This is a genomic window from Micromonospora sp. NPDC049171 (genome assembly GCF_040648275.1).
GTDB lineage: Bacteria > Actinomycetota > Actinomycetes > Mycobacteriales > Micromonosporaceae > Micromonospora.
Genome location: NZ_JBEZDJ010000006.1, coordinates 149,749 through 174,213, shown reverse-complemented (window position 1 = coordinate 174,213; position 24,465 = coordinate 149,749). Strand labels below are relative to the sequence as shown.

The 24,465-nt window shown below is 71.0% G+C and carries 21 protein-coding genes; 10 read left to right on the top strand and 11 right to left on the bottom strand.

The genetic code is table 11. The features are described from left to right. Positions 1-8: 8 nt before the first annotated feature. Positions 9-1,181 (bottom strand): PQQ-dependent sugar dehydrogenase, encoded by a 1,173-nt coding sequence (locus AB0B14_RS10110; protein ID WP_357071447.1) that lies wholly within the window; start codon positions 1,179-1,181, stop codon positions 9-11. An 81-nt stretch (positions 1,182-1,262) separates the two neighbouring features. Continuing rightward, the gene (locus tag AB0B14_RS10105; protein WP_357071450.1) at positions 1,263-3,080 is read right to left on the bottom strand and encodes a SpoIIE family protein phosphatase; all 1,818 of its coding nucleotides are present in this window, start codon (positions 3,078-3,080) and stop codon (positions 1,263-1,265) included. A gap of 186 nt (positions 3,081-3,266) precedes the next feature. Here AB0B14_RS10105 and AB0B14_RS10100 point away from each other — a divergent pair, with 186 nt between their 5' ends. Next, positions 3,267-4,193, top strand: a complete 927-nt coding sequence (locus AB0B14_RS10100; RefSeq protein WP_357071453.1) for a 2-hydroxyacid dehydrogenase — start codon at positions 3,267-3,269, stop codon at positions 4,191-4,193. A gap of 19 nt (positions 4,194-4,212) precedes the next feature. Here the strand turns inward: AB0B14_RS10100 and AB0B14_RS10095 are convergent, their stop codons facing one another. Further along, positions 4,213-4,587: a PH domain-containing protein gene (locus tag AB0B14_RS10095; RefSeq protein WP_357071456.1), complete on the bottom strand. Its 375-nt coding sequence runs from the start codon at positions 4,585-4,587 to the stop codon at positions 4,213-4,215. Positions 4,588-4,797: 210 nt separating this feature from the next. On the opposite strand from AB0B14_RS10095, the gene AB0B14_RS10090 reads away from it, so the two are divergent. After that, complete coding sequence (locus tag AB0B14_RS10090) at positions 4,798-7,188, top strand: GGDEF domain-containing phosphodiesterase (protein ID WP_357071459.1); 2,391 nt, start codon at positions 4,798-4,800, stop codon at positions 7,186-7,188. A 6-nt stretch (positions 7,189-7,194) separates the two neighbouring features. On the opposite strand, the gene AB0B14_RS10085 is transcribed toward AB0B14_RS10090, so the two are convergent. Next, on the bottom strand, positions 7,195-8,214 hold the full coding sequence (locus AB0B14_RS10085) for a LacI family DNA-binding transcriptional regulator (RefSeq protein ID WP_357071463.1): 1,020 nt from the start codon (positions 8,212-8,214) through the stop codon (positions 7,195-7,197). A gap of 111 nt (positions 8,215-8,325) precedes the next feature. Here AB0B14_RS10085 and AB0B14_RS10080 point away from each other — a divergent pair, with 111 nt between their 5' ends. The 3 genes from AB0B14_RS10080 to AB0B14_RS10070 all read left to right on the top strand — a co-directional run bounded on the left by AB0B14_RS10080 (position 8,326) and on the right by AB0B14_RS10070 (position 12,885). Beyond that, positions 8,326-10,764 carry a glycoside hydrolase family 2 protein gene (locus tag AB0B14_RS10080; RefSeq protein WP_357522219.1) on the top strand — a complete coding sequence of 813 codons (2,439 nt, stop codon included), beginning with the start codon at positions 8,326-8,328 and terminating at the stop codon, positions 10,762-10,764. 94 nt (positions 10,765-10,858) lie between these two features. Continuing rightward, positions 10,859-11,197 carry a metalloregulator ArsR/SmtB family transcription factor gene (locus tag AB0B14_RS10075; protein WP_357071469.1) on the top strand — a complete coding sequence of 113 codons (339 nt, stop codon included), beginning with the start codon at positions 10,859-10,861 and terminating at the stop codon, positions 11,195-11,197. Further along, a complete protein-coding gene (locus AB0B14_RS10070) occupies positions 11,194-12,885 on the top strand; it encodes a SulP family inorganic anion transporter (protein WP_357522218.1) in 1,692 nt (563 codons plus the stop codon). The genes AB0B14_RS10075 and AB0B14_RS10070 overlap by 4 nt, the downstream gene beginning before the upstream one ends. 183 nt (positions 12,886-13,068) lie before the next feature. On the opposite strand, the gene AB0B14_RS10065 is transcribed toward AB0B14_RS10070, so the two are convergent. The 7 genes from AB0B14_RS10065 to AB0B14_RS10035 form a co-directional block, all read right to left on the bottom strand. Next, the gene (locus AB0B14_RS10065; RefSeq protein WP_357071472.1) at positions 13,069-14,466 is read right to left on the bottom strand and encodes a stress response protein; all 1,398 of its coding nucleotides are present in this window, start codon (positions 14,464-14,466) and stop codon (positions 13,069-13,071) included. 646 nt (positions 14,467-15,112) lie between these two features. Then, the gene (locus AB0B14_RS10060) at positions 15,113-15,376 is read right to left on the bottom strand and encodes a hypothetical protein (RefSeq protein WP_357071478.1); all 264 of its coding nucleotides are present in this window, start codon (positions 15,374-15,376) and stop codon (positions 15,113-15,115) included. 93 nt (positions 15,377-15,469) lie between these two features. Next, positions 15,470-15,901, bottom strand: coding sequence for a hypothetical protein (locus tag AB0B14_RS10055; protein ID WP_357071481.1), 432 nt, complete (start codon positions 15,899-15,901; stop codon positions 15,470-15,472). Next, the gene (locus AB0B14_RS10050) at positions 15,849-16,559 is read right to left on the bottom strand and encodes a hypothetical protein (protein WP_357071484.1); all 711 of its coding nucleotides are present in this window, start codon (positions 16,557-16,559) and stop codon (positions 15,849-15,851) included. Before AB0B14_RS10050 ends, AB0B14_RS10055 begins: the two co-directional genes overlap by 53 nt. After that, a complete protein-coding gene (locus AB0B14_RS10045) occupies positions 16,556-16,816 on the bottom strand; it encodes a hypothetical protein (RefSeq protein ID WP_357071487.1) in 261 nt (86 codons plus the stop codon). The genes AB0B14_RS10050 and AB0B14_RS10045 overlap by 4 nt, the downstream gene beginning before the upstream one ends. A gap of 87 nt (positions 16,817-16,903) precedes the next feature. Continuing rightward, on the bottom strand, positions 16,904-17,098 hold the full coding sequence (locus tag AB0B14_RS10040; RefSeq protein WP_357071490.1) for a DUF397 domain-containing protein: 195 nt from the start codon (positions 17,096-17,098) through the stop codon (positions 16,904-16,906). Then, complete coding sequence (locus AB0B14_RS10035; protein WP_357071493.1) at positions 17,091-18,026, bottom strand: helix-turn-helix transcriptional regulator; 936 nt, start codon at positions 18,024-18,026, stop codon at positions 17,091-17,093. Before AB0B14_RS10035 ends, AB0B14_RS10040 begins: the two co-directional genes overlap by 8 nt. 193 nt (positions 18,027-18,219) lie before the next feature. Here AB0B14_RS10035 and AB0B14_RS10030 point away from each other — a divergent pair, with 193 nt between their 5' ends. The 5 genes from AB0B14_RS10030 (at position 18,220) to AB0B14_RS10010 (ending at position 24,376) form a co-directional block, all read left to right on the top strand. Continuing rightward, on the top strand, positions 18,220-18,471 hold the full coding sequence (locus tag AB0B14_RS10030) for a hypothetical protein (RefSeq protein ID WP_357522217.1): 252 nt from the start codon (positions 18,220-18,222) through the stop codon (positions 18,469-18,471). Positions 18,472-18,509: 38 nt separating this feature from the next. After that, positions 18,510-20,489 carry a hypothetical protein gene (locus tag AB0B14_RS10025; RefSeq protein ID WP_357522216.1) on the top strand — a complete coding sequence of 660 codons (1,980 nt, stop codon included), beginning with the start codon at positions 18,510-18,512 and terminating at the stop codon, positions 20,487-20,489. Between the two features lie 572 nt (positions 20,490-21,061). Next, a complete protein-coding gene (locus AB0B14_RS10020) occupies positions 21,062-21,880 on the top strand; it encodes a DUF3152 domain-containing protein (RefSeq protein ID WP_357522215.1) in 819 nt (272 codons plus the stop codon). Between the two features lie 94 nt (positions 21,881-21,974). Beyond that, positions 21,975-22,355 carry a nucleotide pyrophosphohydrolase gene (locus tag AB0B14_RS10015; RefSeq protein ID WP_357071503.1) on the top strand — a complete coding sequence of 127 codons (381 nt, stop codon included), beginning with the start codon at positions 21,975-21,977 and terminating at the stop codon, positions 22,353-22,355. Positions 22,356-22,471: 116 nt separating this feature from the next. Beyond that, positions 22,472-24,376, top strand: a complete 1,905-nt coding sequence (locus AB0B14_RS10010) for a DUF2075 domain-containing protein (RefSeq protein ID WP_357071506.1) — start codon at positions 22,472-22,474, stop codon at positions 24,374-24,376. Positions 24,377-24,465 lie beyond the last annotated feature (89 nt).

Genomic DNA, 24,465 nt, shown 5'->3' with positions numbered 1-24,465 from the left:
GACGAATGTCAGCTGCGGCCGCCGTCCCCACCGGCGAAGACCACCCGCAGGAGGCGGTCGTCGTCGCCGGCGGGGTCGCCGCGTCCGTCATGGTTGGAGGTGCTCACCCAGAGTGAGCCGTCCGGTGCCGCAGCCACCGCGCGCAGTCGACCGTACCGGTTGGTGAGCAGCTCGCTGGGCTGACCGAGCAGCGTGCCGGTGTCGGTCAACTCCATCACCCAGAGGCGCTTGCCACGCAGGCAACCGGTGACCAGCAGCCGGTCCGTGGCGGCCAGGCCCGAGCAGGACGCGTCCGAGGTCGCCCACTGCGTGATCGGGTCGGTGAACCGCCGGTCGCCGGCCCGCCCCTCGACCTCCGGCCAGCCGTAGTTGCCGCCCTTGGTGATCTGGTTGATCTCGTCCCAGGTGTTCTGGCCGAACTCGACGGCGTACATCCGCTTGGCGGCGTCCCAGGCGAAGCCCTGGACGTTGCGGTGACCCTGGGACCAGACCGGAGAACCGGGGTACGGGTTGCCCGGGGCGGGCTTGCCGTCCCGGGTGATCCGGAGGATCTTGCCGCCGAGGCTCTTCACGTTCTGGGAGAGGGGACGCTGACCGGCGTCACCCGTGCTGACGTAGAGCTGCCCGTCCGGGCCGAAGCCCAACCCGCCGCCGTTGTGCACGTTGGCCTTGGGAATGCCGGTGAGGATCGGGGTGGGCTGCCCACCGAGTTGCAGCCGGGCCACCCGATTGTCCTGCTCGGCCGTGTAGTAGACGAAGACCGTCCGGTCTCGCGCGTAGTCGGGGGAGACGGCGATGCCGAGCAGGCCGCCCTCGCCGGCCGCCGCCACGTCGGCGATCGTCTGCACCGGGCGGACCCGCAGCCCGTCCGGCCCGGACTCGGGGCCGACCTGGAGGATCCGGCCGTTGTCCCGTTCGGTGACAAGCGCCGCGCCGTCCGGCAGGAAGGCGATGGCCCACGGCACCCGCAGACCCTTCGCGAGGACCGTCGCCACCGCCTGCTGGCCGGCACCGCCGGGGCTCGCCGAGGCGGACGGGGTGGGCAGGTTGGGCGGTTCGCCGGCCGGGTCGGGCTCCGGCTCGCCGAAGCTGCAACCCGTCGTGAACAACAGGGCCGCGCAGGATGCGGCGAGGGCCACCCGGAGGCTACGGACGCGAGGGTACGAGGGACGGGCTCTCACCCGGCCCAGGGTAGCCGGCCGGACGGCCCGGTCGGGCCCGTCGGATCCGACGGGTGCCGGCGACCCGGGACGGTGCACCACTCACCGTGCCCGTACGGCGAGCAGCGCGGTGTCGTCCTCACGGTGGCGGATCGAGGCGAGCAGCAGGTCGCACAGCTTGTCGAGGGGCAGCGTGTCGGTGTCGGTCAGCCGGACCACCAGCTCGGCCAACCCCTCGTCGATGGATCGGTCCCGCCGCTCGATCAGCCCGTCGGTGTACAGCAGCAGGGTGTCGCCGGTGGCCAGGCTCGTCGACTTGCTGGTCCGCGGGGACGGCCGGGCCAGGCCGAGCAGTGGCTCCGGTGTCGCCTCCAGGGCCTCGACCGCCCCACCGACCCGGACCACCAGGGCCGGGGGGTGCCCGGCGTTGGACCAGGTCACCTCGTGGGCCCCGGCCTGCTGCGGACAGATCCGGACAAGCGTCGCGGTGGCGGCGATCGGCAGCCGGAGGCCGCGGATCGCGCCGTCCAGGTTGCTCATCAGCGACCCGACCGTGTCCGGCCGGCCGAAGGCGTTGCCGCGCACCAGGTTGCGCAACTGGCCCATGGTCGCCGCCGCCTCGATGTCGTGCCCGGCCACGTCCCCGATCGCCGCGATCAGGTCGCCGTCGGGCTGGATGAAGGCGTCGTACCAGTCACCGCCCACCTCCACCCGGTCGGCCGCCGGCTGGTAGCGGGCCGCCAGCTCCAACTCCGTCACCACCGGCAGCCGCGGCAGCATGCTGTGTTGCAGGACCTCGGCGACGTGTCGCTGCTCGCCGTACATCGAGCTGTTGCCGACGGCCTGGCCGGCCCGGCGGCCGATCTCGACCGCGGTGAGCAGGTCGCGGTCGTCGAACTGCTGCCGGTTGGGGTCGTTGACCAGGGTGATCGCGCCCAGCACGGTGCCGCCGACGCCCCGCACCGGCACACTCAGGTAGGACGCGATGCCCAGGCGGGCGGCGATCGACGCCATCTCCGGGTCGGTGGTGCCCCTCGCCACGTCGGCCAGGGACGCGACGCCGCCGAGCCGGGGCTGGCCGGTGCGCAGCACCGTCCGGATGATCGAGTCTGGGCCCAGCCCGGTGCGCAGCAACTCACCGAAGCGGTCGATGTCGGCCGCCCGGGCCGGATCGCGGTGCACCGAGACCACCTCGCGGGGCAGCCCGGTCGGGCCGATCAGGGTGAGCAGGCACCAGTCGGCGAGCAGCGGCACCATGGCGGCGGCGAGCCGGCGCAGCGCGGTGCCCACGTCCAGCGTGCCGGCGAGTGTCTCGCTCACCCCGGCCAGCAGCTCCAGCCGCTCGTTCGCCTGCACGACCCGCCGCCGCGCCTCCTGTGCGCCGTCCAGTGCGATACGCAGGCGCAGCTCCGACGAGCAGGCGGCGGCCAGGTCGGCGAGTGTCCGCAGCTGCGCGGCGGTCCACGCGCGGGGTTTGCTGTCGATGGCGCAGAGCGAACCGAGCACCCGACCGGAGAGGTCGGTCAGCGGCATCCCGGCGTACGCGACCACGCCGAGGTCGTCGATGGCCAGATTGTCCCGAACGCGGGGGGAGAGCCGGGCGTCCGGCAGCACCATCGGCACCCCCACGTCCACCACGTGCTGGCAGAAGGAGTGACTCAACGGGGTCTGCCGGCGCTCCGACCAGGGCTCCGGCAACCCGAACGCGCCCGGAAAGAACTGCCGGTCGGCGGAGACCAGGGAAACCAGCGCGACCGGCACGTCCAGCAGGTCGCTGACCAGCCGGGCGAACCTGTCGAACGCCTCGTCCGGGGTGGCGTCGAGCCCGGTGTCGGCGAGTGCGCGCAGCCGCGCCGGGTCGCCGAGCGCCGCCGGTGCGACGATCGAACGCCCGGGGGTGGCGGAGGAGCCGTCGGTCATCGAGCACCTGTCTGCTGGGACGGAGGCCGACCGGCCCACCGACCCTTCGTTATACCTCGTCCAGGCCCGGGTCGAACATCGGTGTGCTGAGTCTCGCCCGCCCCGGCCCCGCGCGCCATCCCCCGCGACGCCGGTTCGCGCCCGCGCCCACCCCCGCCGCGGCGACGGGGACTATCGTCGGCTGACGTGAAGGTATGGATCCCGAACCAGGCCGGCCTCAACCTGATGGGCGAGCTGCCCCCGGACGTGACGGTGGAGGTCCTGGAGCACGTCGACCGACTGCCCTCGTCGGTGGCCGACGTCCGCGTCTGGGTGCCACCGTTCCTGACCGGCGGCGACGCGACGGCGCTGCTGCGTGAGCTGCCCGACCTGGCCGTGGTGCAGTTGCTCTCCGCCGGGGCGGATGCCTGGGCCGGCCGTACACCGCCGGGCGTCACCCTCTGCGACGCGCGGGGCGTGCACGACCCGTCCACCGCCGAGTGGGTGGTCACCGCGATCCTCGCCCAGTTGCGGGCGTTCCCGGCGTTCGTCCGTGCCCAGACCGAGCGGCGCTGGGCGTACGCGGGGAACACCCCGACCGACGAGCTGTCCGGCAAGCGGGTGCTCATCATCGGGGCCGGTTCGATCGGCACCGCGGTGCGCGACCGGCTCGCCCCCTTCGGGGTGAGCTTCACCCTGGTCGCCAGGACGGCCCGCCCGGAGCAGGGGGTGCACGCCGTCGAGGAGCTGCCCCGGCTGCTGCCCGAGGCGGACGTGGTGGTGGTGCTGGTGCCGCTCACCGACCAGACGCGTGGCCTGGTCGACAAGGACTTCCTGGCCGCGATGCCGGACGGGGCGCTGCTGGTCAACGCCGCCCGTGGGCCGGTGGCACACACCGAGGCACTCGTCGCCGAGCTGGGCACCGGTCGGATCTCGGCCGCGCTGGACGTCACCGACCCGGAGCCGCTGCCCGCTGACTCGCCGCTCTGGGCGATGCCGAACGTGCTACTCACCCCGCACGTGGCCGGGTCGGTGCGGGGCCTGCTGCCGCGGGCGTACGCGCTGGTCGGTGATCAGGTACGCCGGTTCGCCGCCGGGCAGCCGCTGATCAACGCGGTCGTCGACGGCTACTGACACCCAGCCCCGGGGCGCCTCAGCCGGCGTGCGGCAGCGTCTGGCCGGTGGCCGAGACCAGCCGGGGCAGGTCCACGCTGCGGACGGCCGGCAGGGCGATCTGCTGGCCGTCGTCGAGCCGGGCGACCGCTCGGCCGCGGTGGTCGGTGGTCAACTCGAGGACGCGGTCCCAGCCGATGCGGCGTTGCCCGACCAACGCCCGTACGCGCAGCTCACGTGCGTCGGCATCGGTGCCGGCCCGCCAGGCCCACACCCCGACGGCGAGTGGCACCAGCAGCACCGGCAGCAGGTAGGCCCGGGCGTCGGCCAGCGGCAGCGCACCGATGAAGGCGATGACCGCGGCGACCAGGATGGCTTGGTTGTACCGGAAGCGGACCGTGTCGGGCTTACTCACCCTCCGATGATCCCATTCCCGGCCGATCCGACTGGCGGCGGGCGGTGTCAAGGGTGCGGTACGTCGTAGAGTGACACAGGTCGTTGTCACCTCTGGGTGACCGACACGTAACCAATTCGGCCACCGATCGTTCTCATTTGTTGGGCAGCGGACCAGCCGTTGCTCCCGCACCGTCGTACCGCCCCGTGCCCCCTCACGAAGGCGACCGCCGTGCTCCTCGCGTACCCGTTCCGCGTCCTCGTCCTCCGCCGATCGGCACCGGAAACCGCCACGTCCACGGCGGTGGCGCTGCTTCTCGCCGCCGGTGCTCTCGACCTGGTCCCGACTCCGGTGGTGATCGCGTTGGCGGCCGGCGCCGGTGCCACCCTCGCCGGGGTGCGGCTCTCCCGGCTGGCCACCCGGCGCCACGTCGACCCGTCACCACGTGCGGCAGGCGCGCTGCTCGACGCGGCGGTGGTGACGGCCGGTCTCACCGCCGTCGCGCTGCCCCTGGCCGGTGGCGGGCACACAGGTGCCGTGCTGGTCGGGGCACTGGTCGTGGCGGCCCTGGCCGTGGCCGGGCTGGGCCAGCTCCCCGGCCGGACGCGGCCGACCAGCGGGCTCCGGCTGCGGTGGCTTGTCGAGTCGACCGGCCCGGCCGTCGGGTTGGCCCTCGCCGGCTGGCTCCTGTTGCCCCACGACGGCCTGCCGATTCCGGCCCGGCTGGTGGCCGCGTTGGCGCTCGGTGCGCTGGGCATGGCCGCGCTCAACGCGTTCGCCGGGCCGCGCCGACGCGCCGCGACGGCGGTCTGCCGGGGTGGAGTCCTGCTCACCCTGGGCGGGTTGGTGCTGCTGGCCACGCTGCCGTCCGCGCCGACCGGGCGGGTGGCCCTGCTTGCCGTACCCCCGCTGGTGTTCGGAATGCTGCTCGTCGCGGTCGGTGCGGCCGACGCGGCGGACACCGGCGACAGCGAGCCGCCGGAGCCGATCGCCTCGGCCTGGCCCCGGTCGGTGCTCCCCGCCGCGGTGCTGCTGCTGGCGACGGGCCTGCACCTGGGCTCCGGCCACGCGCCGGACCGGACGAGCGTGTTGCTGGCCCTGGCGGCGGTGCCACCGCTGGTGCTGCGCGAGCTGCTGCGTGCGGGCGACGCACCCACCTCGCCACGACGCGCCGCACATCGCCGGCCCGCCGGCAGCCCGGTGCGGCACCGCCACGCGGCCCAGCCACAGTGGCTGGGTGACCTCCCGACCGCGCAGCACCGGCCCGACCGCGCCGATGCCGTGGGCGGCGGCCGGGCCACCGCGAGCGCTCCCGGCTCGGCCTGGTCGCCGGAGGACGGCGCCGGCTGGTCGGCGCTGACCCGGCGACCGCTTCCGGCGGGAGGCGGTCCACCGGGCGACCGGGCGGCCCTGCTGGACGCCCTCGCCGCGATCGGTGACGTGCCGGCGCCGTCCGGCGCCCTGCTGTTGGTGGACCTGCACGGCACCGACGGGGCCGGTCCGACCGCTCGGGAGGACGTGCTGGCCGAGGCGGTGCACCGGGTCCGCGCCGTCATCGCTCCCGACGACCTGGTCACCGGCTGTACGGCTGCCGGCTTCGCCGTGGTCACCCCCGCCGGCCCGATGCTGGCGTACGCGCTGGGCACCCGGCTGCTGGCCGCGCTCGCCCCACCCTTCGAGGTGGCCGGTTCGGTGGTGCGGGTGCAGACCAGCATCGGGCTGGCCGAGGTGAGCGGTGACCGCCCGGCGGACGTGCTCCGCCAGGCCGAGTTGGCCCGCCGACGGGCTGTGCAGCTGGGCCGGGACCGGGTCGAGTGGTATGACGCGTTCCTGGAGGAGCAGCTGGTGCGCCGGCTCGATCTGGAACGCGAGCTGCCCGGTGCGGTGGCCCGTGGCGAGTTGGATCTCGTCTACCAGCCGGTGGTCGACCTGGCCGACGGGCAGCCGGTGGGTGCGGAGGCGCTGCTGCGCTGGCGGAGCCCGGTGCTCGGCACCGTGCTTCCGGCCGAGTTGCTGCCGGTCGCCGAGGATCTGGACCTGGTCGGTGAGTTGGAGTGGTGGGTGTTGGATCGGGCCTGCCGGCAGTTGTCCGACTGGTCGGTGGGCGTCCGGGAGCTGTGGATGGCGGTCAACGTCACGACCCGGGAGTTGACGACGCCCGACTTCGTGCAGCGGACCGCCGCCGTGTTGGCCGCGTACGGGGTGCCGCCGGAGCGGCTGGTGGTGGAGGTGAGCGAGCCGCGGGTGGCCGGCGACCTGCCGACCGTGGTGGCCCGGCTGGCCGGGTTGCGGTCGCTGGGCGTCCGCACCGCGTTGGACGACTTCCGGGCCGAGCACGCCTCGCTGGCGCAGCTTCGCCGCCTGCCGATCGACCTGCTCAAGGTGGGCCCGGAGTTGGTGGGCGCGCGGCCCGATGGGCAGCCGCCGCTGATCGACGTGGTGGTCACCGTCGGCGAGCGGCTGGGCGTGGAGATCGTCGCCGAGGAGCTGGAGTCGTCGACCCAGGTCGAGGGTGCGCGCCGGGGCGGTTGCCGGTACGGGCAGGGCTTCGCGTTGGCCCGGCCGGCGACGGCCGAGCGGGTGGAGGCGTACTTCGAGGAGTTTCCCTCCGCGTCCCGCTGAACCGGTTCATCTCGCGCGTGGTCCTGCGGTGCTCCCGCGCGGTGTGAGGCGGGCTGTCTCGTCCTGCACCCGGCTGGCCGGCTGGCCGGCGACGACGGCGAGCAGTTGCCGGGCGGCGTGCGCGCCGTACGCCGGAATGTCCCGGCCCAGCGCGGTCAGCGGTGGGTGCACCAGCCGGCACAACGGCGAGTCGTCCCAGGCCACGATGGACAGATCGGCGGGAACGCTGAGCCCCATCTCCTGCGCGACGGAGAGCCCGGCGATGGCCATCACGTCGTTGTCGTAGATGACCGCGGTGGGCCGCTGGGCCGAGCTGAGCAGCCGGCGGGTGGCCCGCCCGCCCTCCTCACCGCTGTAGTCGGACCAGACGGTCACCGCGTCGACCAGGCCGAGCCGCTGGCAGACCGCCGTGAACGCGTCGGTGCGGATCTCGGTGTGCCGCAGGTCGGGCAGGCCGGCGACCCGGGCGATGCGCCGGTGCCCGAGCGCGACCAGGTATTCCACCGTCTCGGTCAACGCCGCCGCGTCGTCGGACCAGAGGCTGGCCAACTCGCCGGTGCCACCGGGGCCGCCGATCACCACCGCGGGCAGTTGGAGCTGTTCGAGTGCGGGGATGCGGCGGTCGTCGGTGCGCAGGTCGCAGACGAGCACCCCGTCCACCCGTCGCTCGCCCCACCAGCGTCGGTAGACCGCGATCTCGGCGTCCTGGTCGGCCACCACCTGGAGGGTCAGCGCGTACGAGCGGGCGGAGAGTTCGGCCTCGACGCCACTGATCAGCGCCATGAAGAACGGCTCGACACCGAGGATCCGGGCCGGTCGGCACAGCGCCAGGCCGATCGCACCGGCGGTGGCGGCGGAGAGGGCGCGGGCGGCGCTGCTCGGGCTGAACCCGATCTCCGTGGCGATGGCCAGGATGCGCTGCCGGGTGGCGTCGGAGACCCCGGGCTGCCCGTTCAGCGCGTACGAGACGGCACCCTTGGACACCCCGGCTTGCCGGGCGACATCGGCGATGGTCGGCCGCTTCACCGGCGGGCTCCTTCGGGCTCGGGCCGTTGACAGTCCGGATCGTGCACCATACGGTGGCTCAGCTTATCCGGTTCAGTCCACGTCTTTCGATGCAGAAGGTGCGGTGAAGCCGTGAGCCGAGAGGCACTCTACGACGGTTGGACCCTGCGGGCGGCACCCGGAACGCAGGTACCCGCCGACATCGCCGGGCGGGCCGTGCCGGCGACCGTGCCCGGTTGCGTGCACACCGACCTGCTCGACGCCGGGCTGATCGACGACCCCTACCGGGACGACAACGAGCTGGACCTGGCCTGGATCGGGCGCACCGACTGGCACTACCGGACGAGCTTCCGGCGCCCGGCCGGCGACCACGACCGGGTCGACCTGGTCTGCGCCGGCCTGGACACCGTCGCCACGCTCACGGTCAACGGTGTCGCCCTCGGCCGCACCGAGAACATGCACCGTGGCTACCGGTTCGACGTCGGGTCGCTGCTGGGCGACGACGACAACGACCTGGTCGTCACGTTCGACTCCGCGTACCGCTACGCCGAGGCACAGCGGGAGCGGCTCGGCGACCGGCCCAACGCCTACCCGGAGCCGTTCCAGTTCATCCGCAAGATGGCCTGCAACTTCGGCTGGGACTGGGGGCCGACCCTGGTCACCGCCGGCATCTGGCAGGACATCAGCCTGCACGCCTGGTCCACCGCGCGACTGGCCACCGTCCGTCCACTTGTCACACTGGACGGCCGGGACGGCCGCGTCGAACTGCACGTCGAGGTCGAGCGGGTCGCGGACGTCCCGCTGACCGTCCGGGCCACCGTCGCCGGCACCCGCGCCGACGTGAACATTCCGGCCGGGCAACGCACGGCCGTGCTGACCCTCACCGTCCGCGAGCCCGCGCTCTGGTGGCCCCGGGGGTACGGCGCACAGGCGCGCCACCCGATCGAGGTGACCCTGCACGCCCCGTCCGGCGAAACACTTGACACCTGGTCGCACCGGATCGGCTTCCGCTCGGTGCGGCTGGACACCACGCCCGACGAGCACGGCACCCCGTTCGCCCTGTCGGTCAACGACGTCCCGGTCTTCGTCCGCGGGGTCAACTGGATCCCGGACGACACGTTCCCCACCCGGATCACCCGGGAGCGGCTGGCCGAGCGGTTCGACCAGGCCGCCGAGGCCAACGTCAACCTGCTGCGCGTCTGGGGCGGCGGCCGGTACGAGTCGGCGGACTTCTACGACCTCGCCGACGAGCGTGGCCTGCTCGTCCAGCAGGACTTCCTCTTCGCCTGCGCCGCGTACCCGGAGGAGGAGCCGTTCGCCAGCGAGGTGGCCGCCGAGGCCGTCGAGCAGGTGACCCGCCTGACGCCGCACCCGTCGCTGGTGCTCTGGACCGGCAACAACGAGAACATCTGGGGCTGGCACGACTGGGACTGGCAGTCGGCGCTGGCCGGGCGGACCTGGGGGCGCGGCTACTACCTCGACGTGCTGCCCCGGATCGTCGCCGAGCTTGACCCGACCCGCCCGTACTGGCCGGGCAGCCCCTGGTCGGGCACCGAGGCGATCCACCCCAACGACCCAGCGCACGGCACCACCCACATCTGGGACGTGTGGAACACCGACGACTACACCAAATACCGCGAGTACGTGCCGCGCTTCGTCGCCGAGTTCGGCTACCAGGCCCCACCCGCGTACGCGACCCTGCGCCGGGCGCTCAGCGACGAACCCCTCGCGCACGACTCACCCGGCATGGCGCACCACCAGAAGGCCGCCAACGGTGACGTGAAGTTGCAGCGGGGCCTGGACGCCCACCTGCCCGCACCGGCCGACTTCGACGACTGGCACTACCTGACGCAGCTCAACCAGGCCCGAGCCATCCAACTCGGGGTGGAGCACTTCCGCTCCCACCGGGGCATCTGCGCGGGCACCATCGTCTGGCAGCTCAACGACTGCTGGCCGGTCACCTCCTGGTCCGCCGTCGACGGCGACGGCCGTCGCAAACCCCTGTGGTACGCGCTGCGCCACGCGTACGCCGATCGGCTCCTCACCGTGCAGCCCCGCGACGGCGGCCTGGCCCTCGTCGCGGTCAACGAGACCGGCGAGGTGTGGACCGCGCCTGCCACGGTCACCCGACTGACCCTCGCCGGTGAGCCCCGCGCGAAGACGACGATGGAGCTGGAGGTGCCCGCGTACTCCGTGGTGACGCTGGCTCTGCCGGCGGACCTGGCCCGGCCGGACGAGGCCCGGCGCGAGCTGCTCGTGGCCGAGGCGGGCGCCGATCGGGCGCTGTGGTTCTTCGCCGAGGACCGGGACGTCGACTGGCCGGCGGCGGCCTGGGACGCGACTGTCGAGCCGGTCGACGGCGGGCAGCGGGTCCGGGTCACCGCCCGCACGGTGCTGCGCGACCTGATCCTCTTCCCGGACCGACTGGACGCGTCCGCGTCCGTCGACAAGGCCCTGCTCACCCTGCTGCCAGGCGAGTCGACGACCTTCACGGTGAGCGCGACCGGGCCGCTGGATGCTGCGGCCCTCGTCGCCCGCCCGGTGCTGCGCTGCGTCAACGACCTGGGCTGAACTCCCATGATCACGCACACGGCGCTCCACCCGGGCGACCCGGTTGAAGACTTCTTCAAGTGCTAAAGTCTTCGTGTCGACCGGAAGGGTGTTCATGTCGGTGCCGCTGTACCAGGCCAAGGCCGAGCTTTTCCGCACCCTCGGGCATCCGGTGCGCATCCGGGTGCTGGAGCTGCTCCAGGACGGTCCGAAGCCGGTCCGCGACCTGCTCGCCACGATCGACGTCGAAGCGTCGAACCTTTCCCAGCAGCTCGCCGTGCTGCGCCGCGCCGGAATGGTCACCTCACACCGCGACGGCCCTCTCGTCATGTACGCGCTCAGCACCCCCGATGTGGCCGACCTGCTGGCCGCCGGTCGACGGATCCTCGGCGCTGTCCTGACCGACCGGGGCGCCCTCCTCGACGAGTTGCGCGCCACGAGCGGCGACCGGTGAGCGCCGCCATACGGGCGGCCCGTGAGCGGATCCTCGGGCTGCTGCCCGGCCGGGCCGACTGGGTGGCCGTCCACCGCTCACCGCGCCGCGACCTGCTGGCCGGGCTCACCGTGGCGGTGGTGGCGCTCCCACTGGCCCTGGCGTTCGGCGTCACCTCCGGGTTGGGCGCCCAGGCCGGGCTGATCACCGCGGTGATCGCCGGCGCGGTCGCCGCCGTATTCGGCGGCTCCAACCTTCAGGTCTCCGGGCCGACCGGGGCGATGACCGTGGTGCTGGTGCCGGTGGTGCAGCAGTTCGGAGCCACCGGCGTGCTCATGGTCGGGGCGATGGCTGGCCTGGTGCTGATCGCGCTCGCCGTGGCCCGCCTGGGCCGGTACGTCCGCTACCTGCCCACCCCGGTGCTGGAGGGTTTCACCGCCGGCATCGCCGTGGTCATCGCCCTGCAACAGGTACCCGCCGCGCTCGGCGTCACCGACGCGCACGGGGAGAAGGTCTGGGCCGTCGCCGCCGACGCGGTCGCCCGCTTCGTCGTACACCCGAAACCGGCCGCGCTGGCGGTGGCCGTCGCCGTCGCGGCGCTGATGCTGTTGGGCGCCCGGTGGCGGCCCGGCCTGCCGTTCTCGCTGCTCGGCGTGGGTGCCGCCACTGTCCTCGCCGAGCTGGTCCCGGTCGAGCTGGTCCGGATCGGCGCGTTGCCGCAGGGCCTACCCGTTCCGTCGCTCAGCTTCCTCGACCTCGGCGCGCTCGGAGTGCTGCTGCCCAGCGCGCTCGCGGTCGCCGCGCTCGCAGCCCTGGAGAGTCTGCTGTCCGCCACCGTCGCCGACGGCATGACCGTCGGCGAGCGGCACGACCCGGATCGGGAACTCTTCGGTCAGGGGCTCGCCAACCTCGCCGTCCCGCTCTTCGGTGGCATTCCGGCGACCGCCGCCATCGCCCGCACCGCGGTGAACGTCCGCGCCGGAGCGGCCTCGAAGCTGGCGGCCCTCACCCACGCCGTCGCCCTCGCCGCCATCGTGCTGGCCGCAGCCCCGTTGGTCGGCCGGATCCCGCTCGCCGCCCTGGCCGGCGTACTGCTGGCCACCACGGTCCGCATGGTGGAGGCCGGTGCGTTGTGGGCGCTGGCCCGCTCCACCCGGGGCGACGCGGTCGTGCTGGTACTCACCTTCGCCGTCACGGTGATCTGGGACCTCGTCACCGCCGTGGCGGTCGGCGTCGGCGTGGCCGTGGTGCTCGCCCTGCGCGCGGTGGCCCGCAGCGCCCGACTGGAACAGGTGCCCCTCGACCCCGGTGAACACAGCGCCGAGGAGTACGCGCTGCTCACCGAACACATCGTCGCGTACCGGCTGGACGGGCCGCTCTTCTTCGCCGCGGCGCACACCTTCCTGCTCGAACTCTCCGAGGTCGCCGACGTTCGCGTGGTCATCCTGCGGATGTCCCGCGTGACCACCATGGACGCCACCGGCGCGCACGTCCTCGGCGACGCGATCCGACGGCTACGCGGACGCGGGATCACCGTTCTGCTCTCCGGCATCACCCCCGCCCACGACCAGGTGCTCACCACCCTCGGCGTGGCCGACGACCTGCGCCGCGAGGAACTGGTCTTCCCGGACACCCCCACCGCCATCCGGTACGCCCGTGCGGTCGCGCTCCCCGCGGTGGGCCACCCGACGGTCGTACCCGCCGACTGAGCAGTGCCGGCTGACCGGTGCCGGCCGACCGGTCGCGGGCCTGGCCGCATCGATCCCGATCGGCGTGGCCATCAACCTCGTCACCGGCCAGGCGGGCACCGGGCGGAGACTGCGGTGAGCGTGATGCCTCACAGTCATCTTGATGACTGTGAGGCATCACGTGCAGGGCGCACTGGGTTCGGATCACTCCTCCAACTGGCTGCCAACTGCGGAGCTGCTGTCCCTCCCCGTCGACGTATCGAACTCCGGGCTGTCCTGGGACGAGATGGCAGTGGAGACGAGGCTGGCCGCGACCGGCTGCACGGGCGCGACGTCTTCGGGCGTACGCAGGCGCGGCGGCGTGGGCATCCACGGTTTCAGGTTCTGGATGATTTGCTCGTAGAAGTCATCGATCGCGTGCAATACGGAATCGATGAACGCGCCCCGTCCGCTGCCGCGCTTGGTTCCGGCCGCCGTGCTCTGCGCGACCCGGAATGCTCGCAGTTCACGTGCGGGATCGCTGATCAGCGTGGTGGGCTCGGCTCGGACCTGGCGTAGCAGATCGGTTGCTCCACCGCCTCGTGCGTGCATGGCGAACGCTTCGATCCGGACGGTGTCCGGCGCGTCTTTCAGCTGGCGAATCAGCCAGTTGACCCTGGTGGTCGGTCTGCCGGTGCGAGGGGCCTCGACATCGATGTGGCAGACGATTTGCCCGGCCCGCAGATCGGCGGTGACGTGGAGAGGGGCGACTGCGCCGGGAATCCTGATGCTGCCGGTCAGAGTCCCCGTGGTGGAGAGTTGGGTGACCAGCGACTGGGTACGTGCGGCTGGATCGGTGAGATCGCGGCGGCTCAGCGCGGGGGTGACATCGGTACCCAGCTGCCTGCCGAGACGCAGACATGCGTAGCGGATCAGGGCGTCGAAGCGGCCGGCCACCTCCGCCGCGCCGCTGTCAGCTGCACGTAGCGTTCCTGCTGACACTCCCTCGCGCACCTGCACCCACGCCGGCCCCATGTCGCTGAACTCCAGTGCACCTGAGCGAGGATGCTCGAGATACCTGATCAGCTCGCCCAGGATCCATGCCTGGTCCGGATCGGCGATGCCGCGGTACTCCTTCTGAATCACCGCCTGGGTCAGGATCTCCGTCCAGGGCAGGTGGTACAGGGCCACCTTGCGCAGCTTCCGGCGATCGATCGCGGTCGGATGCTGACCCGGGACGGGGGCGATCTCGTTGGAGATCGTGATGAGGGCGTCGAAGCCCTGCTCCCGGGCGATGTCCAGGTACGCCTCCAACTGCTCGGTCTTCAACGCGTTGCTGCCAGTCTTCACCTCTACCAGAGCGGTCCACTGCCGCTGCCCTCGCGTGACGCGGATCAGGCCGTCTGGAAAGAGCTGCTGGTTGCCGAGCTTGAACGGAACCTCGATGAAAGTCTGCACCGATCCGGCCGGTGCGCCGAGGGACTGGGTCAGGGCCCGCCCGAACTCCCGCACCGCGCTCATTACCGCCAGTAGGGCGGAGGTAGCCCGACGTTCTTGTTCGTCCGATCCATTGATGCCGGATGTGGGGATCAGTCGGGCAGCAAGCCAGGTCTCCTCAGACATGCAAGTCACTCCTCGTGCAGGCGGTGGTACGAGAAGTTACTCGCGAACTGGGTCGGAAAGCGGCGCGACCGTTAGAGCGTGCGCACGGAAAGAGTTACCCAAAGGGATGCCGGGCGATCCACCCGGCCGAATCCGCTCGCCGGTCGGAGACGTCGGCGTCGGCAGTTTGGTCTCTGTCTGCGGTTGTGTCCGCTAGCTGACTGCGAGCGAGTTTGCAGGCGGATCAGGTGATCAAAGGGCCGGGTTCCGACATCGCCCAAAATTGTCAGGGACTCCCCGGCGTCCGTCCGGGCGCGCAGCCGTGACAGCGGCCGTGTCGAGCTTTCCGCGTACGGCGAGGAGCCGTGCGACCAACTCGGCGATGCTGCCGGTCATCCGAGCCGGGTCGGTAGTCGGCTGTGTGTTCGGTGGTGCTGTCGAAGCGGCGGCGGGTCCGTTCGACCTCTGCTCTGGCGGCGGCGAGGGCCTGACGGGCCGCTGTCACGTCCGCGTGTTGGCTGCTGCGCAGGAGAGCGTTCGCCGTCTGGGTCGTTGCCTCCGCGTCAGAGGCGGCCTGGTCAAACACCCGCCGTTCCTGCCGGGCCGCCTCGACGGCGTTGCGAAGGGACGTCTTGACCTCACCAACGCTTGTTGTGGTGGTCGGGGCTCAGCCGAGGACGCTGATGTAGCGGCGTGCCGCCTCCGAGCTGCCCTGCACGAGGGCCATGGCTTCGGCCAGGCGCTGCTTGCTCTGCTCACCGCGGGCGATGGCCTCGGCGATCGTCGGGTGCCCGGTGCCCGCGGAGATGGCGCGTAGCCGGGTCAGCATCTGTTCGGTGTTGTCGGCGGCGGCCCGGATCTGGCTGATCGTGGCGTTGCCCTGCTCGGCGGCCTGCATCAGCGCGGCCTTGACTTCCTCGATGCTGGCCATGCCGCCCTCCGTCTGTCGATCGCGCCAACGAGTTCACGTTTGCGTGGTCGAGCGGACACTATCGGAGATGATGGCGGTACGCAGCCCTGCCGGCTACAGGTAGTCAGCGGCCGTACGCTCTACGTCGGCGATGAACTCTTCAAGCTGCGTCTCGGTGAGATCGCGATCCTGTAACAGCTTGCCGAGGAACACGATCTGCATCTGGAGGGCAATCTCAGGGCTGAGATTGTCGATCAGTCCAACCTCACCGAGGGCCGCGCGGACCAGGCCTTCCATCTCCAGGGCGGGCAGTGACTCCGCGCCTGGAAACTGGGTGCGCGTCTCGGCGACGAAGCGGGCGACGTCGGTGGGGGAGTGCCCGGCGGCCAAGCGGTCGTTGACCGCGATGGCGAACGCGGCACCGATCACCTGGTTTCCGCCGTGCCAGCCGGAGGTCTCCAACCCGTCCAGGAGTTGGTCCACCGTTCCCCAGTCACGCCGTGCCATCGCGCGGATCAGGTCGCCGAACTCGGTCCGTACGCTCACGATCTCGTAACCTCGCTATTCCCTTGCGGATCGACTGAACAGAGCGGTGGACGGCGATGCTCGCCACCAGCCCAACCACGACGAGGTGCCCCGCCGCATCAGGTGCTTCGTTGAGGAGACGTTGCCCGACCGGAGGGCTGACCGTCGGGGTCGTGGTGCCGGGCTGGTGAGCCCCTGACGGGCCCTGCGGGCCTCGGATAATCGTGAAAGCTTCCCTGGCCGCCGCCACCGACTTCTGGGTGTTGTCCTGGACGTCCTCGACCTTCCTGGTCATCGTACTCAGGAAGGAGGCGACGTTCTTCCGAGCGGATTCGCGCTCGACGGTCTCGGCGAGCAAATCCTCACCGGACGGTGTGGCCGAGTCAGAAGGCTGTGTAGCCGGGGCAGAGCCGGGAGCGATCACGTTGGAGTAGTCACCGATGCGATCGGCCGCCTCACTGATCAGGCGGGCGAGCTTGCCGGCCTTCTCGCCAGCGGTCTTGCTCTCGGTCACGGCGCCGGTGAGTTCGGGGTGCCTGGTGCCCCGCGCTGCCTGGGCGTAGTGCGCGTTGGCTTCTTCCGCGTCGGACTGAGCGCGATGCGCGACAACGGCGGCGCTTTGCAGGGTGTCGATGGCGCTTCGTAGCTGGGCGACGACATCGCCGAGGCTTCCGCTCATCCGATGATGGCGAGGTATGCGGCAGCGTGATCCTTAGCCGCCCTGATTAGGCGAAGCGCCAACTCCACCTCGTTCGCAGCCTCGCGGAGAGCTTTGCGGGACTCCTGCGCCTCGCCGCGTTCACTGTCATGCAGGGTGGCGATTGCCAGTGCCGACGCATCGGCGAGCCTGGCGCTGGCCTTCTCGATGCTCATCCGAGCGTTGTCGAGCGCTTGATCGCCAGTCCGGATCGTCACCTTGACATCGCCGATGGTCACTGCCGCACGTTAGCCGACCCCGGCCGTCGGGCGCAGCCCTCGCGTTGGGTGGGTGCCCAGGCCGGGCCCGAGACACCCACCGAAGCCTCAGCGTGAGGTGCGGCTCGCTTGTACGAAGCTGGCCCAGGCGGTTGGGGTAAAAGTGAGGGCCGGGCCCTGCGGGTCCTTGCTGTCGCGTACGGCGACGATGCCGGGCAGGTTGTCGGCAACCTCGACACACTCGCCGCCGTTACCCGCGCTGCGGGTGCTCTTGCGCCAAGATGCGCCCGTTAGGTCAACCACGGTGGACCTCCCCGATGATCTTGTTGATCAGTTGGAACGATTGTCCCTCATCAAGGGCGAGTGACAGCAGGCTCGACCAGACCTTTTCATAGGCCGCGAACTCGTTGGGGCGGTCCAGATAGAGAGCGCCGGTGATCGCCTCGCTGTAGACCACCGGTGGCTCGGGCGTGGTCCGGTTTCCAGGCGGAAAGTCAAGGAGCACGAACTCTCCAGCGACGGTCCCGTGGTGCGGTCCAGCGATGAGGGGCAGCACGCGAATCGACACGTTTTGCAGCCGGGTCATCGCCAGCAGGTGGTGCAGTTGCCCCGCCATGGTTGCCGAGTCGCCCACCGGCCGAAGGAGGACCGATTCGCAGAGCACCACCTGCACCTGCGGTGCTCGGGGCAGGCGGCGGGTCAGCAGGGACTGCCGTTGCAGGCGAAGCTCGACGGCACGCTCCCGGTCGTCCTCGCTCATGCCGGGCTGGTCGATGCGGTAGATGCCTCGGGCGTAGTCGCGGCTCTGCAGAATGCCCGGCACGAGAGTGTTCTTGAAGAACCGAAGTCTCGACGCGGCGGATTCGAGGCCGACGTACAGCTCGAACCATTCGGGGACGGCGTCGCCGTACGCATGCCACCAGCCCTTGGCCCGGGTTTCGCCGGCCAGCGAGGTCAGTGCCCGGGTCAGCTCGCCGGTCGCCCCGTACAGCTCGCACATCGCCCGGACGTCGACGCCGCGCACCGAGCCCAGCCCGCTCTCGATCCGCCACACCTTCTGTCGGCTGCACTCCAGCGCCTCGGCGACCGCGTCCAGGGTCGCCCCCGACTCCGTGCGCAGGTCACGTAGCGCTCTGCCGAGCTGCCGTCGGGGCACCGTCGAGCCCATGTCGTCGGTCACGCGGCTCTCCTTCCTGTTGAATTTTGCAACATCCCGACGGCCGTTCTGCAACAGGGGAATGTTGCCTACAAATAACGGAACAGGGTGAGTCGACATTCATTGCGATAGTGCCTCTGACCTTACAAGATGGGTCCGACAAAGGCGATGACCGCGCAATTCCCGTCTGTCGCCCGATAGTTCAACTAATCCGTCAGTGAGGAGAAGGTATGTGCGCGTTTCTTCGAGCTGAGCCGACGGCCGTCCAATGAGCCCTCGTTGGGTGGCGCACCTGCCGTTCACCGCCGCCGATCTGCCGGCTGCCCAGCAGTTCGCCAGCACCCTGGCCCGCTCCCTGAGTCTCCTGTCCGAGGTGGACTCGGGTGAGACCACGGTGTCCGCCGAGGACGCTCAGGGCGTACATCATCGGGTCTTCTGCGACCTGCCGCTCGACGGCGGTCGGCGGTGTGTGCGCCGCGTGGAGCACGACGGTGACTGCACGACCCGGCGGTCCCGGTGACTGGCGCGCCCGTCGTCACCTGCCCCGACTGCGACGGGATGACCTTCACACTGGACCCGTGCCGGTGCACCACCTACGGCGACCGGTTCCTCGCCGACGCCGACCTGCCCGTGCCACGCCCCGAGGCGTACCGGGGTTGCGAGCAGTGTCGGGGCGCGGGCACCGTCGCGTACCCCTGTTATCGCTGCGACCGCCGCGGCCGACGGCGGGCGCAGCTCGTGGTCACCGTCGCCAACCTGGACACCGGCGCGGTCGCGTCCCACCAGGTCGTGCCCGGCGGCCTCGACCCCCACCGCGACCCGGCGGGCCACTGGGTGGTCGATCTTGCTCCCCGGGTACGCGAACTCGCCGCCAACGTCGACGCCGTCGTGACCGACACCGACGCGCCTTCACTGTGGCTGGACCGGCAGTGGCGACCCGACCTACCCGCAGCACGCCGGCACGAACTGGAGGCCCACGCCATCCTGCGGGCTGATTACGCCCCCTGGCGACTGGTGCTCGGCCGATCCGCCGCCACGCCCACCGTCGATCCGGCCGCACGGCTGGCTCGGCTCTGCGCGCTGGCGGACCTGTTGCTGCTCGACCTGGTCGTCGAGGCCCGCCGGCAGGGCGTCGGGTTCGGTTGGGCCGTCCGGTACGAGGTGCCCGGCTCCCCGGTGCCGTCCAGGTCGCCGGGCCGGTCGCAAGACCTGCCGGAAGCGCTGACCCACACCGACGTCGGCGACGCGCTCACCGGCCTCGCCGAGCGCGGTCTGGCCGTCCCCGCCCGCCTGCTGCGCCCCGACTCGCCGCGCCCACCCGCCGCCCCGACCGTGGACGTCGACCAGCTTGAACGCCGCGTCCTCGCCGACTGCGTCGACCCGGCCCGCGGAGACGAGCTGCCCGGCGCGCAGGCCCTCTGGCGGGACGGCCGTTGGTGGCACACCACCCTGCGCCCCGGCGCGCCGGTGGAGATCCTCGCGGAGCAGCCCACCGGTCAGGTGGTCCGTCGGGTTCGGGTGCCGTTGAGCCGCGGCTACGAACCGCCCGGTCCGTCCTGGCTGGGCGGACCCGTCGAATGGCGGCCCTGCCCGGACTGCCGACCGCACAACCGGCTGCGTGCCTGCGACTGCCGGCTCGGCGGTCGCCCCGCCGACACCGACTGCCCGCACTGCAGTGGTGCCGGCCTGCGCCCGTCGGCGCTGCGCTGCTTCACCTGCGGCGACACCCACCGCCTGCACTGGGCCGTGCTGGTCACCGTCACCGACCTGCGGCACCGGGTGGTGCACCTGACCTGGCAGGCCGGCACGCCCGAGGTTGCCCCACTTGTCGCCACTCAGCCCAACGGTCGGCCCGTCGTCCGGCTCCCCGACCCCTACCGGCTCGGCTCCTGGGCTGCTGTCCTCGGCGCGCGACCCGAGGACCTCCGCGACGCCGACGGCGGGCACGACCTCGACCGGAACCTGCGCGACGGGTACGTCACCCTGCCCTGGGCCGGCGCCGACCCGGTGAGGGAGCACGTGCGCAGCGTCGGACGGGGCAGCGCAGCGGGTCGCCTGATCGTGGTGGCGGCACCTCCCGATGCGCCGCCGCTGCCCGAGTTGCTGCGGCTCGCCGTCGGCCTCGACCTGGCCCTCGTGGTGGCCGTCTGCGACCTGCGGCACCACACCGGTGACCCGTTGCTGGCCGACGGCCTGCGCTGGTCGGTCGAGGTGAAGCCGCGCGACGCAGCCGTCCTCCCCGACGACCTGCCCTACCGGCCCAGTCTGGCTGCCGCCCTCGCCTGGTGCCGGGAATGTCTGAGCGACGCCGTCGCCGGGGCCGCCCCGATCGACCCGGCGACACCCATTCCCTTGCCCTGGTCGAGGGCGCGCGGCATCGTCGCCGACCCCGAACCGGATCTGCTGCGGCTTGCCGCCCGGCATGCCGGGCAGGCACTCACCGTGCGCTTCACCCGCGCCGGCTGCGCCGTGCACCGGCACGACGACGACGGGGTACGCCTCCTCGCTCGAACCCGCGACCTGAGCGGTCTGCGATAGGGCTTCATTGCTGATCGAGCGCCGGCCATCCGGAGCGTTGGACCCCTTGACCACCGGCCCGGTGCTGCGCTGCGCTGCGTCAACGACATCCACTGATGCCCCAGGATCGCGTCTGATCAGGAAGTCAACGCCGTCGCGTCAGCGCGCCGGCCGGCCAGGCAAGACTTTGATCGCCGGCCGTCGTCTTGCCCCGGTGGCGGTGCACAGACCGCCTTCCTTTGCTCTGCACCCCGATAAGCACCGGTCGCAGACAGTAGCCGTCGCACCCGCGGGTGCAGAGCAAAGGACGCCCGACCACCTCTCACCCCCCGGCCGCCTCGAAGACATCGGCAGGGGTGGGGATTCAGCGGCACGGCAGAGGCACTCGTCGTGGCCGCCATTCCGATCGGTGTCGGCGAACCGTCCCGGTGTCAGGTGACGACACGGAAAGTAGTTGCGGAACGGGAGATGGTGTCCGCTCTGCCGAGGTGTGGCCGGGTATCGATGCCGATCATCCTGACCTTTTCCTTACCTCCAGTGACGTAGCCTTCCGGTTGCCCACCTGACCGTGATCGATTTCTGGAGGTTGCCACGTGCGGATCAACGGACGGCTGCTCGTGCCGATCTCGTTGGCGGTGGTGATGGCGACCGCGGCCTGTGGTCTGGCGTCAGCGCCGGCGTCCGGGGGTGCCGAAACCGGGCGCGCAGATTGGAGTGAGCCGCGCCCCAGCGATACGCCGAGCTCCAGCCCGACTCCGCGGATCCCGACCGACGCGGAGATTCCCATCAGGGCTGCCGGCACCTTCACCACCGCCTCCGGCACCGGTCGCGTGATCGGCAAGGGCAAGAAACGGGTGCGCTACAGCGTCTCGGTGGAGAAGGGGATCGCCTGGGGTGACATCCCCGCCTGGAAGCCGACCCAGTTCGCCGAGAGCATCGAGCAGGTGCTGGCGGCGCCGAACGGGTGGGCCAGCTCCGCACAGCACCCGGTCACCAACGACGCGGTGAATCTGAGCCGGGCGTCGTGGTCCTTCCAGCGGGTCAGCACCTCCCGCGTCGACGTCGATGTCCGCCTCGCCACACCAAGGACGGTGGACCGGCTGTGCGGTGCGAGCGGCGTCGACACCGAGGGGGTCTACTCCTGCAAGTACGGCAAGACGATCATGATCAATCTGCGGCGTTGGCTCCAGGGCTCGCCGGGATACCCGGTCACCATCGACGAGTACCACGCGGGCGTGATCAACCACGAGTTCGGCCACTTTCTCGGCTTCGCGCACATGAAGTGCGGCGGACCCGGCAAGCCCGGCCCGGTCATGATGACCCAGACGATCGACCTGGGCGGCTGCCTGCCCAACGTCAGCCCGTTCAACGAGAACGGCCAGTTCATCAGCGGCCCGTGGGCGCCCTCCTGAGCCGGCGACCCCCGCCCTGCCCTCGGTTTTGGCCTCGCTCGGTGTGGGCGACAATGACGAGAAGATCGAACCCTGCCAAGTGAGGATCTCAGCTATGGGCAGCCAATCGGATGCAGGATCCGCGGCAGGTGTCGCCCGGCTCACCGATCAACTTAGGCATTTCGCCGAGGAACGCGACTGGCAGCAGTTCCACACACCGAAGAATCTGGCGATGGCGCTCTCCGGCGAGGTCGGCGAACTGCTGGCAGAGCTGCAGTGGCTGACGCCGGAGCAGGCTGCCCAGGTGATGGCGGACCCGCAGGCTGGCGCACGGGTGCGCGCCGAGATCGGCGATGTCATGATCTATCTCGTCCGGCTCGCCGACGTCCTCGATATCGACCTGGTGGAAGCGGCGATTGACAAACTGGCGGACTCTGCCCGGCGCTACCCGGTGGAAATCGCCAGAGGCTCCGCGGCGAAGGCGCCACGGTCGTAGCAGTTGGTTGATCTTCCCGTTAAAGTCGTGGCAGTAAGGCGGTCCGACGGGCTTCCGGTGCACGGATATGCCCCCCATCCGCACGATCATTTCGTGCTGCCCGGGGGCACCTGTCGATGTCGGCATACCGTACGTCTGCTGCTGGTCTGTTGCGTCTCGCCACCGAAGGCACCCTCGTCGAGGTGCTGACCGAGCGGGCCCGCCACGGAGGTCACGGAGTCAGTCCCGCCGAGAAGCGGTCCTGGGCACGTAGTCTCCCGGTGCTCGCTCAGGATCTCGCCGACGCGGGCTTGGCCGAGGTCGAGGTACTGGTCGAGTATCAACTGCCGTTGACCAGCCGACGCGTCGACGCGGTGCTCGCCGGTGTGGATGCACGTACCGGAGACGACTCCTACCTCGTCATCGAACTCAAACAGTGGTCCTATGCCACGGCCTTCGAGGATTCCGAAACTCTCGTCGCTGTTGAGCAGGTCCATGGTCCACGCCTGCATCCGGGTATTCAGGTGGAGGACTACTGTCGCTACCTCAACGACTTCCTGGGCGTACTCGGCCGCGATCAGAAGCTGTTGAGGGGTGCCGCCTACCTGCACAATGCGGTGGATCGTGACGTTGCCGACCTGCTCGACCGAGCGTCCAGCGAGCAGAGCCGGATCTTCACCGGGCAGCGTCGCGGACAGTGGCTCGATTACCTGCGCAGCCGATTCGCACCCGCCTCGGGAGCCGGCCCGGCGGACCGATTCCTGACCAGCACCGTGCGCCCCAGCCGGCATCTGCTGGCATATGCCGCCGCCGAGCTGAAGGAGCGCTCGCACTTCACTCTGCTCGATGAGCAGCATGTGGCGTACGAGCTGGTGATGCACACGATCGAGCGGGCCCGGACGGCGAACCACAAGCGTGCCGTGGTGGTGGCAGGCGGGCCGGGTAGCGGCAAGAGCGTCATCGCCCTCGCGCTCCTCGGGGAGCTGGCCCGACGGGGTCGACCGGTGCTGCACGCCACCGGCTCGCGGTCCTTCACCCAGACACTGCGACGCTATGCCGGCCGGGGATCGACCCGGCTGCAGAGCCTCTTCAAGTACTTCAACAGCTTCATGGACGCAGACCCGAACGACATCGAGGTGCTGATCTGCGACGAGGCGCACCGGGTACGGGAGACGTCGGTCAACCGCTACACACCGAAGGCCCGCCGGGATGTCGCCCGCCCGCAGTTGGAAGAACTCATCTCACTCGCCCGGGTGCCGGTCTTCCTGCTCGACGAGCATCAGGTGGTGAAGCCGGGTGAGCTGGGCAGCGTTGAGGTCATCTCCGCCTTCGCGGAGAAGCTCGGTGTGGAGGTCGAAATGGTCTCCCTGCACGACCAGTTCCGCTGCGGCGGCAGCGAGGCGTACGAGGAGTGGGTTCTTGATCTGCTCGGCCTCGACGGCGGCGAGCCGTCCGTCTGGGCCGGCGACGGCCGGTTCGACGTACGGGTCGCTGAATCGCCGGAGGAGATGGAGACGTACCTCGCCGAGCGGCAGGCACTGGGTGGCACGGCCAGGATGTCGGCCGGTTACTGCTGGCCCTGGAGTGATCCGAGACCTGACGGCACGTTGGTGCCGGACGTGACGATCGGTGACTGGGCGCGACCGTGGAACGTCCGGAGCGAACGCAGTGTCGGAGAGGCGCCGGGGAGCGCATTCTGGGCCACCGATCCGAACGGCTTCGGCCAGGTTGGCTGCGTCTACACCGCCCAGGGCTTCGAGTACGACTGGTCGGGGGTCATCATCGGCCCCGATCTGGTGGCAAGGGACGGTCGTTTGGTGACCCGCCGCGAGGAGTCGAAGGACTCGGCGATCCGTAGCCGCAAATCCGTTGGTGACGGGGAAGTGGACCGTCTGATCCGCAACACCTACAAGGTGTTGCTGACCCGGGGCATGCGCGGCACGGTGCTGTACGCGACCGACCCGGAAACGCGGGAGTACCTGCGTGGGCTGGTGCGAGTCCGGCGGGCCCCGGAGATCAGGTTCGACGCCGAAGCCGGGTAGCGGGAAGTCTCGCCACGTCGATACTGTGACTGCCAGTTCAGCGGATCGACGGGCTTCCCGAGCAGGACACGCCCCCACCGCACGAGATC

Bases quoted from the DNA above. Each gene is read 5' to 3' on its own strand.
- AB0B14_RS10105 (WP_357071450.1), bottom strand. From the start codon at position 3,080: ATGACCGACGGCTCCTCCGCCACCCCCGGGCGTTCGATCGTCGCACCG.
- AB0B14_RS10075 (WP_357071469.1), top strand. From the start codon at position 10,859: ATGTCGGTGCCGCTGTACCAGGCCAAGGCCGAGCTTTTCCGCACCCTC.
- AB0B14_RS10065 (WP_357071472.1), bottom strand. From the start codon at position 14,466: ATGTCTGAGGAGACCTGGCTTGCTGCCCGACTGATCCCCACATCCGGC.
- AB0B14_RS10060 (WP_357071478.1), bottom strand. From the start codon at position 15,376: ATGGCCAGCATCGAGGAAGTCAAGGCCGCGCTGATGCAGGCCGCCGAG.
- AB0B14_RS10050 (WP_357071484.1), bottom strand. From the start codon at position 16,559: ATGAGCGGAAGCCTCGGCGATGTCGTCGCCCAGCTACGAAGCGCCATC.
- AB0B14_RS10030 (WP_357522217.1), top strand. From the start codon at position 18,220: ATGAGCCCTCGTTGGGTGGCGCACCTGCCGTTCACCGCCGCCGATCTG.
- AB0B14_RS10025 (WP_357522216.1), top strand. From the start codon at position 18,510: ATGACCTTCACACTGGACCCGTGCCGGTGCACCACCTACGGCGACCGG.
- AB0B14_RS10015 (WP_357071503.1), top strand. From the start codon at position 21,975: ATGGGCAGCCAATCGGATGCAGGATCCGCGGCAGGTGTCGCCCGGCTC.
- AB0B14_RS10010 (WP_357071506.1), top strand. From the start codon at position 22,472: ATGTCGGCATACCGTACGTCTGCTGCTGGTCTGTTGCGTCTCGCCACC.